Source organism: Sphingobacterium sp. UBA7855 (genome assembly GCA_002500745.1).
In the GTDB taxonomy this organism is placed as follows: Bacteria; Bacteroidota; Bacteroidia; order Sphingobacteriales; family Sphingobacteriaceae; genus Sphingobacterium.
This window is the reverse complement of sequence record DLST01000018.1, coordinates 187,700-201,677: the sequence shown is the minus strand read 5'-3', so window position 1 is coordinate 201,677 and position 13,978 is coordinate 187,700. Positions and strand designations below refer to the sequence as shown.

The window sequence follows — 13,978 nt, the reverse complement described above, 5'->3', positions numbered from 1 at the left end:
TTTATACATTTATAAATATTATGATTAATTATAACCAATGAAAACGGATAACTTCAAATTAAGAGCTTATAATTTGTTTCTTATAAAATCGCTTTGCTTTTTTTGTCTATTTTGGATTTTCAGTACGTCCGCATATGCCTATAGCAGCACGATTTCTGAACCGGATTCAGCCTATCTCTTTGCTTATGCAAAAGATAAGAATGCTGGTAGAGAAGGGTTATTATATGCCTGGAGTTTGGACGGTAAACAATGGGACGCTATTGGAACAGAACTCGCATTTGTAAAATCAGATTATGGACGTTGGGGATCAGAAAAACGGATGATAAATCCGGTGTTGTTTCCTCGAAATGGCGGGGGGTGGTCCTGTGCGTGGCAATTAAGTCCTGAAAATAATGGGCCATATGCCTATACTTTTACAACTGATTTTTTTAATTGGGGCAGGCAAGACTATTATGTCGAATTAAATGATTTGGATAAATCAATGGTTTCGCTTGTAAATAACAGTTTGTTGGACCGTGAGATTATTTCCATTAATGGCGAAAGTTTACGTGGAACGAAGCTGAAAGTTACATGGGCTGTAGTTAAAGAATTGATTAAACACTATGATCTTGCTCTGCTTAAGCAAAAGCAATGGTCCGAACGAAGTGTTGACGATGATGTACGCTTTGCAGGCTTAAAACCCTTGGATGTTAAGTTAACCCCAAAGATCGGACAAAGCAAGTCCATCAGCGATATGTTGGTAGGTGTATTTTTTGAAGATATTAATTATGCAGCAGACGGAGGTCTCTATGCGGAATTGATTCAAAATAGAGATTTTGAATATAAATTGAGCGATAAACAAGGGCATGACAAAAATTGGAACGAGAAAACAGCTTGGAATATGCATGGATCGGGACAATTTCATATCGACAGTATCAATCCCATTCATCCCAATAATAAGCATTATGCGAGGTTACAAGGCGCGGGTATACTAAGAAATATAGGCTACGATGGGATTGCTCTGCATAAAAACGAACGCTATGATCTTTCATTTTTTGGACGGGGCACTGCGAGTAAAGGGCGTCAACTAAAAATCCGGATAAGTACACAAGATGGAAAGATCCTTGATGAAAAATCCCTTGTTGTTGACAGCAAAAACTGGAAAAAATATCAATTGGTATTGACAGCCAATGCGACCTGTAAGGATGCCGTATTGGAATTTGTATTTACAGATCGACAACAATTGGATTTGGACCTGATTTCCTTATTCCCTCAAAACACCTTCAAAAGACGTAAAAATGGATTACGTAAAGATTTAGCCGAGGCTATTGCAGCTTTGAATCCACGTTTTGTTCGTTTTCCGGGAGGCTGTTTAGCACATGGCGATGGTATCGACAATATCTACCATTGGTCCAATACTGTAGGACCTTTAGAAAGCCGTGTGCCACAACGCAATATGTGGGGATATCACCAAACTGTTGGTTTAGGATATTATGAGTATTTTCAATTTTGTGAAGATATAGGTGCCTATGCTGTCCCGGTAGTGGCGGCTGGGGTACCCTGTCAAAATTCGGGCGCTCACGGTCATCCATTGGGCGGGCAACAATGTGGTATTCCAATGGAAGATATGGATGACTATATCCAGGAAGTGCTCAATCTGATCGAATGGGCCAATGGGGATAAAAATAGCACCTGGGGAAAGGTACGTGCAGCAGCTGGACATCCAGAACCATTTCATCTCAAATATATTGGCGTGGGTAACGAAGATTTAATATCGAATGTTTTTGAGGAGCGTTTTACGATGATTTACAATGCTATCCGTGAAAAATATCCCGATATACAGGTTATTGGAACGGCGGGGCCATTTTTTGAGGGAACCGATTATGTTGAGGGCTGGAAAATCGCCGATAAATTAAGCGTACCTATTATGGACGAACACTATTACCAGACACCCGGATGGTTTATTCATAATCAAGATTTCTACGATAAATACGATCGGAATAAAGCGCAGGTTTATTTGGGGGAATATGCCGCTCATATCGAAGGACGTGCAAGTACCTTGGAAGTGGCATTAGCCGAAGCCGCATATCTCACTGCATTGGAAAGAAATGGTGATATCGTTAAAATGGCTTCCTATGCACCGCTGTTAGCCAAAGATGGCTATACCCAATGGCGCCCCGATCTTATTTATTTCAATAATACCGATGTGAATTTAACGCCATCCTATTATGTACAGCAATTATTCGGTCGTAATAATGGAACGGAATATGTTCCTGTGGAAGCCAGCTATTCTAATGCTGCCGTTGAGGTACAGAAGCGCGTGGCATTTTCTATTGTTAAGGATCCTAAAGATCAATCAATCATTATAAAAATGGTCAATGTTTTGCCTGTTGCCGTCAACATGGAATTGGAACTAGCTAAATTTAACCTAAAAACTGAGCCTGCTGTTGTTGCGCAGCTCACAGGAGAGTTGAAGAGTACAACAGCGAAGCCCGAACAAAAGAGCGTGCCAGTGGAAAAGCTTAAAAACCAGCAATTGCCACCTTATTCGTTAACCATCATTCGAATTCCATCGCGTGCAAAATAGCCCAATTCAACTCCTATGAAACCGCTAGTTGTGCAGAAAAGTATATGTTAGTTTTTATTCATCTCTATTTGGCAAAAATGAAAAAACAATTTCTAGTTACCCTATTCGTTCTTTTAACTTACCTGGTTAAGGCGCAATCTCCCGTATACCTTTTTTCGTATTTTGTAGATAATGGCGCTGATGGATTACATCTAGCTTATAGTTTGGATGGTTTGAAATGGGAACCATTGAATCAGGGAAAACCTTTCTTAACACCAACAGTAGGAAAAGATAGACTGATGCGCGACCCCAGTATTTGTCAGGGTCCCGATGGGACCTTTCATCTGGTATGGACAACAGGTTGGTGGGACAAAATTATCGGATATTCTTCCTCCAAAGACCTTAAGCAGTGGGCCCAACAAAAAGCAATACCAGTCATGGTAGATGAACCGGATGCAAAAAATGCATGGGCTCCCGAACTTTTTTACGACAACGCGACGAAAGAATATTATATCATTTGGGCCACGACAATTCCTGGTCGCCACAAAGAGGTACCGACTAGTGCTAGTGAAAAAGGATTAAACCACCGGATGTATAGCGTGACGACGAAAGATTTTAAAACTTTTTCAAAAACTAAGTTATTTTTTGATCCCGAATTTAGTGTGATCGACGCGGCCATTATACAACAAGCCAATAAGGAATATATGATGGTGCTGAAAAACGAAAACTCTAATCCGCCGGAGAAAAACATCCGAATCACGGCAACAAAGAATTTAGCGAAAGGATTTCCAACTACTGTCTCTAAACCAATCACAGGCGATTATTGGGCGGAGGGTCCTGCTCCGCTGAAAGTAGGGGAGTATATATATGTATATTTCGATAAATACCGCGATCATAAATATGGTGCTGTTCGTAGTAAAGATGGTATCAACTGGGAAGATGTCTCTGATCTGGTGAGCTTTCCTAAAGGCGTTCGTCATGGAACAGCTTTTACGGTAAATCCAACCGTTTTATCCAATCTATTAGCATTGAAAAGATAGTTGAGAATAACAGTTGTCATCTTAATTATAGCGATTGTAATAAAAAAGGTTTTCAAACGGGGAGAATGAAAACCTTTAAAATAACCAATTAATCCTAAATATATGATGAAAAATATCATGCTTTACTATAGGCTTTCCTTTGATTTAAACCATCTCATCTAAATCATAACATATGTACAGGCCAATTAAATTGAAAAGCTACCGATTCAATACAGCAAGTTTACGTAAACCAAATGAACTTGTCATCCTGTGCTGTACTGTTCCAAAAGTATGGGGTTAGATCTGAAACCATTCAGGTAAGTTCAGGACACTGGTGCGTCCTGAATTTTTTATTTTAGGAGTTTGCTAACCCAAATGAATAAACCGATGCTTAAAATTCGAATTCTCTTCTTTGCTTTGATATACGTTATGGTTGCAAATATCGCCTCAGCGCAGATTGGGAAAGAAATACAGTATCTTTCGGGAACTGACAACGATCGTACCGTTAATTGGGACTTCTGGGTAACCGGGGGACGTAAGGCTGGAAAATGGGATAAGATTGCGGTTCCCAGTCATTGGGAACAACAGGGATTTGGGGCTTATAACTATGGTCGGGACTATGTGACTTATGGCAAGAACTTCATTTTTCACGATGAGAAAGGTTTGTACCGGCATCAATTTACTGTTCCAAAAAGCTGGAAAGGTAAAAAAATAAGCCTTGTTTTTGAAGGTTCGATGACCGATACCGAAGTTAAGATCAATGGGAAGCTGGCCGGTGATATTCATCAAGGTGCTTTCTATCAATTTAAATACGATGTCACCGACAAGATCAGCTTTGACAAGGCCAATATATTGGAAGCGACTGTATCAAAAATGTCTTCTGACAAATCTGTTAACAATGCGGAGCGCCTTGCAGATTATTGGATTTTAGGCGGCATTTATAGACCTGTATACCTCGAGGCGACACCACAAGAGCATATCAGTTGGACAGCTATCGATGCAAAGGCAGACGGAGCTTTTCGAAGCAATGTGCACTTAGAGGGGCTCTCTAAGGCTAATAAACTATCGGTAGAGATCAAAGATCTGAAGGGTAATGTGATCGCGATTCAACAGTTTCCAATTACTGCGAAAGACTCAGTGAAATTGGTCGAAATGAAAGTTGAAAACCCTTTATTATGGACCGCTGAAACACCAAACCTATATCAGGTCACGTACACGCTATGGAACGGAAAGAATAAAGGGTACAAACACGAAGATCGTTTTGGTTTCAGAACGATCGAAGTTCGCGAAGGAGATGGCATTTATGTCAATGGTGTAAAAGTGAAGATGAAAGGTGTTAATCGTCATGTATGGTGGCCCGAAACCGGACGGTCGGTAAACGCACAATTGGATCTGAACGATGTTAAATTGATCAAAGAAATGAATATGAATGCGGTCCGCTGTTCGCATTATCCGCCAGATAGATCTTTTTTGGCCTATTGCGATTCATTGGGCTTATATGTTTTGGATGAATTGGCTGGCTGGCAAAAAGCATACAGTACTGTTGTGGGTAAAAAGTTGGTGCGAGAAATGGTTATTCGAGATGCCAACCATCCTTCCATTATACTTTGGAGCAACGGCAATGAAGGTGGACATAATAAAGAACTTGTAGACGAGTACAAGAAATATGATCTTTCGTCGAGAACAGTCATTCATGCACATCATAGACCGGGAAATGCAATCAATGGAATCGACTGTAACCATTATGAAGATTTTTATTCGACAAAAAAAATTCTGGAAGGACCAAATATTTATATGCCAACGGAATTTCTCCACGCACAGGATGATGGAGGTGCTGCGGCAGGATTGGCGGATATATGGGAGCTGCACTGGAATGCCAAATTAGGTGCCGGCGGATTTATCTGGGATTTTGCAGATGAAGGTATTGTGCGTACAGATTTCAATAATGCGATTGATGTCAATCGCGTAAATGCCCCCGATGGAATCCTTGGGCCACATCGCGAAAAAGAGGGAAGTTTCTATGCTATTCGGGAAATCTATTCACCTGTGCATATTACGATGAAGAAATTACCTGCCGACTTCAATGGAACTATTTCCGTGGAAAATCGATATCACTTTACAGACCTAAAAGATTGCAGGTTTGAGGGTAAATTGGTGACGTATCAACAACCCTATGCCGAAGAAGCAGGGGTGGACTCGGTGTTGAAACTAAAGATAAATAGTCCTGTATTGGCGCCGACTCAAAAAGGAAACGTGCAGTTGAATTTACCGAGCGATTGGAAACAATATGATGCGCTAATATTGATGGCAACTGACCCACATGGGGAGGAAATTTATACTTGGACATGGCGTGTAAAATCCAATCAGGTTCTTACAGCTGAAATTCTACCTTTAAAATCTTCGACCGATGTTGAAGCGAAAGAGGACAGTGTGAATTTTATCCTCAAGGCAAACGGAATAACAGCTTTTATCTCCAAAAAAACAGGATTATTGGTTGATCTAGCCAATGATTATAGCATGAAATTAGCTTTTAATAATGGCCCGGTGCTTATTGATGGACAGTCGGAGCTGAAAAGTGCTAAACGTTGGCAGGATGGAAAAAATGAAGTTGTTGAGTTTATGTTTGATGGCAATCTAAGCTTTATCCGTTGGACGATGCGGCCAGACGGCTGGTTGAAACTTGATTATGCTTACAATATGAAAAAAACGGTGCCTTATGCCGGAGTAAGCTTCAACTTTCCTGAAAACTATATTATTGGGGCCAAATGGCTCGGTAATGGACCGTATCGCGTATGGAAGAATAGGATGCAAGGTGTCACCCTAAATACATGGGAAAAAATGTACAATGATGGAAAAGCCGGTATTGGTCCATGGGCATTTCCTGAATTTAAAGGCTACTTCTCCGATGTTAGCTGGGTACAATTCAATACCGTGCAAGGTAAGTTTTTGGTCGCAACAGATCAGGAAGATTTATTTGTGCGATTGTTCGAGTTTTACGGAATTTCCGGTCCTAAAGGATATCCGCAATTGCCGTCTGGAGATATTTCCTTTTTAGATGCTATTCCCCCTATTGGAACAAAACTGGCATTGGGAATTAATGGAAATGCTGGGGTGAATGGACCCGCGGGTGAGCTTAATCAAATGGATAAAAGGATTAACCGGACACTCTATTTTTATTTTGGAACCCCAAAAGGCGAAAAAGAAAATACACAATTTGTGATGCCTAAGGTTAATGTGTTGACGGATTAAAAGAATAATGCATAAAAAAGGTGTACCCCTAATAGTATGTATTCTTTTCAATAATGCTTATTTAGGTTTCTTGACCCCAAAAAGGTTGTGCTTTATTCACTTTTATCGCTATTCGTGTAGGAAAAATCATTGGCGTATTTATTTTGAATAGCAGTTGATGTTGTTTTTTTAAGATGTTCATCCTTCAATTGTACGGTCTGAATTGGAAGTTCGGGATTGCCATTGATCTTCTAATTTTACCAAGCAAGAAAGTACAAGGTGGTTTGGATATACTTTCTTAAGGATAAGGTATTACCAAATCCATACCAACTCCTGACTGCAAACGGATTGTTAAAAAGGTGAAAGCATAGTGAATCAACCTTTAAAGGTGGACTCAACGTGGACTCACTGTGCACTCAACGTGGTTGCAGTTAGGAGTTGGTAATAAGTTGGTAATAAGTTGGTATGGAGTTGAGGATTCTATAACAAATATATTACGAATGGCGTTGAATCCCTGTTTTTAACCTTATTATACATGAAAACGAGCACTTTCTGACTGTATTGTCTGTTTTGTTCAGGATACTACAGGATGGCTCTTGTTAAAAATGTTGATACTTTTAAAACAAGCTACTTATTAAGCATTCTTAAATACGCTAATCAATTCGAAGTCATTGTCTACATTTTTTAATTAAGCTGTAGACAAGCGGGGAAACAAGACTTAAAATAAAACTAAATTGTGATGAAAAAATTCTTTCGATTTTTACTTCTGCTTACATCAATTGCCATCTTGTCCAATGCACATGCGCAAGGCAAGTTTCCGGACGGAACAGCAATCTCAAAATGGTTCGAGACTGTAAAATCGACTGAGATCGGAACGCTCGGAGAGAAATTTCTCATCACGGATTTTGGTGTGCTCGCAGATAGCACCATCGTGCAAACTGCCAAAATTCAACAGGCTATTGATAAGGCCTATACCAGCGGTGGAGGTGTAGTCATAGTGCCTAAAGGTGTCTACCTGAGTGGATCCTTATTTTTTAAACCAAAGACACACTTGCACTTGGAAGAAGGCGCTGTGTTAAAAGGAAGTGATGATATCGCAGATTTTGCGCTAGCGGAGACTCGAATGGAAGGTCAGACAGTGAAATATTTTTTGGCGCTTGTCAATGCGGATCAGGTGGATGGTTTTACAATTTCGGGTAAAGGCACACTCGATGGAAACGGGTTGCGCTACTGGCGATCCTTTTGGCTTCGAAGACAGTTTAATCCACAATGCACAAATATGGACGAGATGCGTCCGCGCTTACTTTATGTGTCCAATAGCAAGGACGTACAAATCTCGGGCATTCGTTTGATCAATTCACCGTTTTGGACATCACATTATTATAAATGTGAAAATCTCAAATTGATCGGTTTGCACATTTCGGCGCCAAAGGAACCTGTGAAAGCGCCTAGTTCAGATGCGATTGATTTGGATGTCTGCCGCAATGTATTGATTAAGGATTGTTACTTATCCGTTAATGATGACGCCATTGCATTAAAAGGTGGTAAAGGGCCAAAGTCTGATAAAGATCCTAATAATGGACCTAACTCAAATATTATTATTGAGAACTGTTTCTTTGGTTTTTGTCATAGCGCACTGACTTGTGGCAGTGAATCTATTCATAGTTACAATGTGATTTTTAGGAACAATACCTTAGATAAAGCACGCAAGCTGTTGCAGTTAAAGATGCGGCCAGATACGCCACAGGAATATGAAAACATTTTGATCGAAAATGTAAAGGGAAATGTCAATAGCATGTTGTTTATTAAACCTTGGACCCAATTTTTTGATTTGAAAGGCGAAAAAGATATCAAAATGTCTTATGCAAAAAATATTGTTTTGCGCAATATTGACCTAGATTGCGACATCGTATTTGATGTACTCAACTCGGAGCAATATGTGCTGTCGGATTTTACATTTCAAAATCTGCATGTCCGCGCCGCCAAAGATCCCGTGATTCATAAGGAATATGTTAAAAACTTTGTCCTGAATCAGGTGACTGTTAACAGTAAAAAGCAATAATAATATGTACCAGGATATTGCTGTGGCTTAGACCTTGAATTATGAAGACAAAACTTGTTCTTTTGACTGTGGCGCTGATCGGTTCCCTATCCGTCTCAGGTCAACGTAAAATGGAGTTTTTGGATCGGGGGATGGTGGCTGTAAAAACGACGGATAACGCTGTTTTTTTAAGCTGGCGTTTGCTTGGTACTGACGATTTTGATACAGCCTTCGCAATTTATAGAAAGGAAAGGAATGGTCAGCTGAAAAAACTAAATACTTCACCTTTGACCAAAGGGACTAATTTTTTGGACGATCATGTCGATTTGAATCAAGATGTTACCTACATTTTGGATATAGTAACCAGAGGTAAAGAAAAAGAAGTTGCTAAATTGACCTTATCGAAAGATCAAAAAGTACAGCAATACTTGGATATTCCTTTACGCACTCCTAAAGGCTATATGCCTGGGGATGTTTCCGTCGGCGATTTGGATGGTGATGGGACGTATGAACTTATTGTTCATCAGACTGGTGTTGGACACGACAATGCGCACAATGGCATAACTTCCGAACCTATATTGCAAGCATACAAACTGGACGGTACTTTTTTATGGGAAATTAATTTGGGTAAAAATATCCGTGAAGGGGCACATTACACCCAATTTATGGTTTATGACCTCGATAGTGATGGCCGTGCGGAGTTAGTCTGTAAAACGGCCGACGGTACGAAAGATGGACTGGGAAATGTTATTGGTGATGCACAGGCCGATTGGCGTGATACCGTATTAAATTCGCGGACAGTTGGTCGTATATTGAAAGGTCCTGAATACTTAACGGTATTTGATGGATTGACGGGAAAAGCCCTGAGTACGGTTGATTATCTGCCACAACGCGGAGAGCTAAGTTCATGGGGGGATACAAATGGCAATCGAAGTGACCGATTTCTGGCTTGTGTAGCCTATTTGGATGGTGTAAATCCTAGTGTTATAATGACGCGGGGATATTATGAACGGACAGCTCTGGCAGCATGGGATTTTAAAGATAAAAAATTAGTGAACCGTTGGGTATTTGATAGCAAAGTGCGTAAAGATCCGTATTCTGGTCAGGGATATCACAATCTCACGGTTGCGGATGTAGACCAAGATGGCAAAGATGAAATTGTCTTTGGTTCGATGGTTATTGATGATAATGGCAGAGGTCTATATAGTACAGGTCTTGGGCATGGTGATGCTTTGCATGTCAGTGATTTGGATCCGGATAGACCCGGCCTGGAGATTTTTGGAATCCATGAACTGAAAGGTGGGCGGAAAGGGACTGGTGTGGCTTTATTGGATGCCAAAACCGGGGCAATTTTGTTTAAAAGTGCAATAGACCAAGATATTCCTCGCGGTGTTGCTGCAAATATAGATCCCGATCATAAAGGGGCGTATCTGTGGTGGCTGGGATCTCGAGATATGTACGATACCAAAGGTAATCGTGTAGGACCGGCTCCGAGATCGACCAATTTTCTGATTTGGTGGGATGCTGATTTGAGCCGTGAACTTTTAAACAGCAACTATATTGAAAAATATAAAAATGGGAAAATAGAACGAATCTTTACGGCGATTGGAGCATCATCGATCAATGGAACTAAAAGTACACCTAACCTGAGCGCGGATATCTTTGGCGATTGGCGTGAAGAATTGATCCTCCGTGCAGATGACAACCAAAGCCTACGTATTTATACAACAACGATCCCTACAACGCAAAGGGCGTATACGTTGATGCATGATCCACAGTATCGCTTGAGTATAGCATGGCAGAATGTAGGTTATAATCAACCCCCACATACTGGTTATTACCTTGGTGTAGGTATGGATCGTCCAGTTAGCCCAAATATACAATTGGTAAAGCCTGCCCGCATAAAATAGAAATTTAGAAGTGTACGACTAGAACTGTCTGATTTAAAAGAAATAGATAAGTTAACAAATGAAGCATACAATAAAATGGATAGGGATGGCGCTAACAGCCGTTCTTTTGATATCTTTTGCAAAACAGCAAGATAGACCTACGATTTATCTTATCGGTGATTCGACCGTTAGGAACAGCAATAAGGAATATTGGGGCTGGGGTACCCTGCTTCCTGAATTATTGGATACGACACGAATCCGTGTAGACAATCATGCGATGGCGGGGCGTAGTACACGAACATTTGTCAAAGAAGGAAGATGGGCAAAAGTTGATTCTTTGTTCAAGCCGGGAGATTTTTTATTGATTCAGTTTGGCCACAACGAAGGCAGTAAGCCCGATACCAGCAAACAAGGCTATCGGGGTGTGCTGCGGGGCATTGGCCAGGACTCCGTTGTGCTGGATTGGGGAAATGGAAAGAAGGAGATCGTGCACACTTACGGTGAAAACCTTCGCCGTTTTGTGATTGAAGCAAAGAAAAAGGGGGTAAGACCAATTTTGTTATCCATGATTCCGCGCAACCAATGGGATAATCAAGGTAAGGTGAAACGGGCCGACAACGACTTTGGCTTGTGGGCTAGGCAGATTGCAGAAGAACAGTGCGTTCCTTTTTTGGATCTGAATAGTATTACCGCAGATAAATATGATCAGCTGGGTGCTGAACGGGTAAAATCCAATTATTTTCCAGGTGACCATACGCATACGAATAAAGCTGGAGCAAGAGAAAATGCATTGTCTGTAATCGAAGGATTTCGGAGAATTAAAAGCCAATTGGTACAATACATTAAATAAAAACGAAGATGAAATTGAAATTGTTGCCTTGGGCTGCGGTCCTTTCCGCTGTAATCAGTATGTCTTTTTTGGAAAAACAGCATAAACCGACCTTATTTATTATTGGTGATTCCACCGTAAAAAACGGACAGGGAAATGGGGCCAATGGACAGTGGGGCTGGGGAAGTTTGATGGGTCAGTATTTTAAATTAGATAAAATCAATGTCAAGAATCGTGCTTTGGGGGGAACAAGTACCCGGACATTTTATAACAATCCAAAACTTTGGCAGAGGGTACTGGATAGCATACAGCCGGGCGATTTTGTCCTTATGCAATTTGGACATAATGATTCAAGTCCTATTGTGGATACGTTACGTGCTCGTGGAACGATAAAAGGAAATGGCGACGATTACCAAGAAGTGTATAATCCATTGCTGAAGCAACATGAGGTTGTCTATAGTTATGGTTTTTACTTACGTCGATTTGTGAAAAATATTCAAGACAAAGGAGCCACAGCAATTATTTGTTCCCCCATTCCGCGCAATGCTTGGGAAGGAAACCAAGTACGCAAATCGGATTACGCAACATGGGCAAAAGAAGCTGCACAACAGGCCAATGCGTTTTTTATCCCCTTGCAGGATCTCGTGATTGCCCAGTATGAAACATTGGGGAAAAAGAAAGTAGAAACAGAATTTTTTGATCTTAAAGATGCGACCCATACAATTAAAGCAGGTGCTATGCTAAATGCTAAACTCGTTGCTGAACAATTGAAAGCACAAACCAAAATAGGACTAAAGAAATTTATGTAGTATGAAGAAATCTACCTTTCCTCTGGCGATCTTTTTTCTGTTGACCCTATTTAAAGTGCATGCACAGCAACGGCCCAATATTGTGTTGATTCTGGCCGATGATATGGGCTATGCGGATTTGGGTTGCTTTGGTTCTGAAATTCAGACTCCAAATCTGGATAAAATGGCAAAGGAAGGGATTAAGATGACTAATTTTTATAATGCTTCGCGTTGTTGTCCATCGCGTGCTTCCCTATTGACCGGATTATATCCGCATCAGGCAGGTGTGGGCGATATGATGAACAAGCGTCCTTTTCCAGCCTATCAGGGTTATTTGAACAGAAATTCGATCACATTGGCCGAACTATTGAAAAGCGCAGGTTATGGAACCTATATGGCTGGGAAGTGGCATGTTGGACAAGAAAAGGAAAATTGGCCAAGGCAGCGTGGATTTCAGCGCTACTATGGGCTAATTGATGGAGCAAACAGCTACTTTGAAAACCGGCCTTATCGCCCCAATCAAACATTAACGATAGCCTTGGACAATGAGGCGATCGTTCCGCCAAAAGATTACTATAGCTCGGATGCCTATACAGATTATGCAATGACTTTCATTGGTGAGCATTTAGAAACTAAAAAAGAGAATCCTTTTTTTCTATACCTCGCTTTTCAGGCTCCCCACTGGCCTATACATGCCAAACCTCAGGATATTGCAAAGTATCGGGGTAAATATATGGAAGGATGGGAGGCTATTCGTGAAAAGCGTTTTCAAAAACAGCAGCAGTTAGGGATATTGCCGCCAACGACCAAATTGTCACCAATTGATACAACATTGCGAAATTGGAATGATTGCAGTTGGGAAGAAAAAGTCAAATGGGACGAAAAGATGGCTGTCTACGCGGCGATGGTAGACGAATTGGATCAGAATGTTGGCAGACTGGTTGATTTTCTCCGATCGAAGGGACAATTGGACAACACTGTTTTTATCTTTCTCTCTGATAACGGCGCGAGTAATGAAACGATAAGCAATGCTGGATTTACGGCAGAAATTAGAGCAGCTGACGAATTTCCTGCCAGTCACCCACGCTCTTTTACAGCTTATGGAGTTGAAGGTGCTGCAGTGAGCAATACGCCTTTCAAAAAGTTCAAGCATTGGGAGTTTGAGGGTGGAAATGCCACCGGATTTATCGCTTATGGACCGAAATTCCTGCCAGTAGGAAAACAATTTGATAGGCCAGCCCATTTGATCGATATCATGCCAACCTTGGCGCAATGGTCAGGAGCAAGCTATCCTAAAACCTATGCAGGTAATACGATTAAACCGATGGAAGGATTGTCCTTGCTTCCACTATGGACAGCACAAAAAGGGGATGTTAATAGGGAAATTTGTTTTGAGCATGAGGGCAACAAAGCTGTGCGCAAAGGAAAATGGAAACTTGTGTCTTCCTATCCTGAACACAGCTGGTATCTGTATGATTTAGAAAACGATCGGAGCGAAACGGTAGACTTGTCCACCACTTTTCCGAAAATATATCATGAAATGATTCAGGTCTATGAAAATTGGGCGAAAAGAGTCGGAGTGATACCATACGAACAACTTGTACAAAAAAAGGGAAATTCTCCTGATAAATAAATTATA

Annotated in this window: 8 protein-coding genes; all 8 read left to right on the top strand. The window is 40.9% G+C overall.

All coding sequences use genetic code 11. The features are described 5' to 3' along the window. Positions 1–37: 37 nt before the first annotated feature. The 8 genes from B2107_RS17230 to B2107_RS17195 all read left to right on the top strand — a co-directional run bounded on the left by B2107_RS17230 (position 38) and on the right by B2107_RS17195 (position 13,972). Positions 38–2,566 carry an alpha-L-arabinofuranosidase C-terminal domain-containing protein gene (locus B2107_RS17230; protein ID WP_293956926.1) on the top strand — a complete coding sequence of 843 codons (2,529 nt, stop codon included), beginning with the start codon at positions 38–40 and terminating at the stop codon, positions 2,564–2,566. A gap of 77 nt (positions 2,567–2,643) precedes the next feature. Continuing rightward, a complete protein-coding gene (locus B2107_RS17225) occupies positions 2,644–3,585 on the top strand; it encodes a glycoside hydrolase family 43 protein (RefSeq protein ID WP_293956925.1) in 942 nt (313 codons plus the stop codon). A gap of 366 nt (positions 3,586–3,951) precedes the next feature. Continuing rightward, the gene (locus B2107_RS17220; RefSeq protein WP_293956924.1) at positions 3,952–6,813 is read left to right on the top strand and encodes a glycoside hydrolase family 2 protein; all 2,862 of its coding nucleotides are present in this window, start codon (positions 3,952–3,954) and stop codon (positions 6,811–6,813) included. A gap of 718 nt (positions 6,814–7,531) precedes the next feature. Further along, on the top strand, positions 7,532–8,854 hold the full coding sequence (locus tag B2107_RS17215) for a rhamnogalacturonidase (RefSeq protein ID WP_293956923.1): 1,323 nt from the start codon (positions 7,532–7,534) through the stop codon (positions 8,852–8,854). Positions 8,855–8,895: 41 nt separating this feature from the next. Continuing rightward, positions 8,896–10,743 (top strand): rhamnogalacturonan lyase, encoded by a 1,848-nt coding sequence (locus B2107_RS17210; protein ID WP_293956922.1) that lies wholly within the window; start codon positions 8,896–8,898, stop codon positions 10,741–10,743. A 58-nt stretch (positions 10,744–10,801) separates the two neighbouring features. Continuing rightward, on the top strand, positions 10,802–11,572 hold the full coding sequence (locus B2107_RS17205; RefSeq protein WP_293956920.1) for a rhamnogalacturonan acetylesterase: 771 nt from the start codon (positions 10,802–10,804) through the stop codon (positions 11,570–11,572). An 8-nt stretch (positions 11,573–11,580) separates the two neighbouring features. Then, positions 11,581–12,360 carry a rhamnogalacturonan acetylesterase gene (locus B2107_RS17200; protein WP_293956919.1) on the top strand — a complete coding sequence of 260 codons (780 nt, stop codon included), beginning with the start codon at positions 11,581–11,583 and terminating at the stop codon, positions 12,358–12,360. 1 nt (position 12,361) lies between these two features. Beyond that, the gene (locus B2107_RS17195; protein ID WP_293956918.1) at positions 12,362–13,972 is read left to right on the top strand and encodes an arylsulfatase; all 1,611 of its coding nucleotides are present in this window, start codon (positions 12,362–12,364) and stop codon (positions 13,970–13,972) included. Positions 13,973–13,978 lie beyond the last annotated feature (6 nt).

What these genes read in the sequence shown, in the direction of transcription:
- B2107_RS17230 (WP_293956926.1), top strand. Translation starts at nt 38, where the DNA reads ATGAAAACGGATAACTTCAAATTAAGAGCTTATAATTTGTTTCTTATA.
- B2107_RS17225 (WP_293956925.1), top strand. Translation starts at nt 2,644, where the DNA reads ATGAAAAAACAATTTCTAGTTACCCTATTCGTTCTTTTAACTTACCTG.
- B2107_RS17220 (WP_293956924.1), top strand. Translation starts at nt 3,952, where the DNA reads ATGCTTAAAATTCGAATTCTCTTCTTTGCTTTGATATACGTTATGGTT.
- B2107_RS17215 (WP_293956923.1), top strand. Translation starts at nt 7,532, where the DNA reads ATGAAAAAATTCTTTCGATTTTTACTTCTGCTTACATCAATTGCCATC.
- B2107_RS17210 (WP_293956922.1), top strand. Translation starts at nt 8,896, where the DNA reads ATGAAGACAAAACTTGTTCTTTTGACTGTGGCGCTGATCGGTTCCCTA.
- B2107_RS17205 (WP_293956920.1), top strand. Translation starts at nt 10,802, where the DNA reads ATGAAGCATACAATAAAATGGATAGGGATGGCGCTAACAGCCGTTCTT.
- B2107_RS17200 (WP_293956919.1), top strand. Translation starts at nt 11,581, where the DNA reads ATGAAATTGAAATTGTTGCCTTGGGCTGCGGTCCTTTCCGCTGTAATC.
- B2107_RS17195 (WP_293956918.1), top strand. Translation starts at nt 12,362, where the DNA reads ATGAAGAAATCTACCTTTCCTCTGGCGATCTTTTTTCTGTTGACCCTA.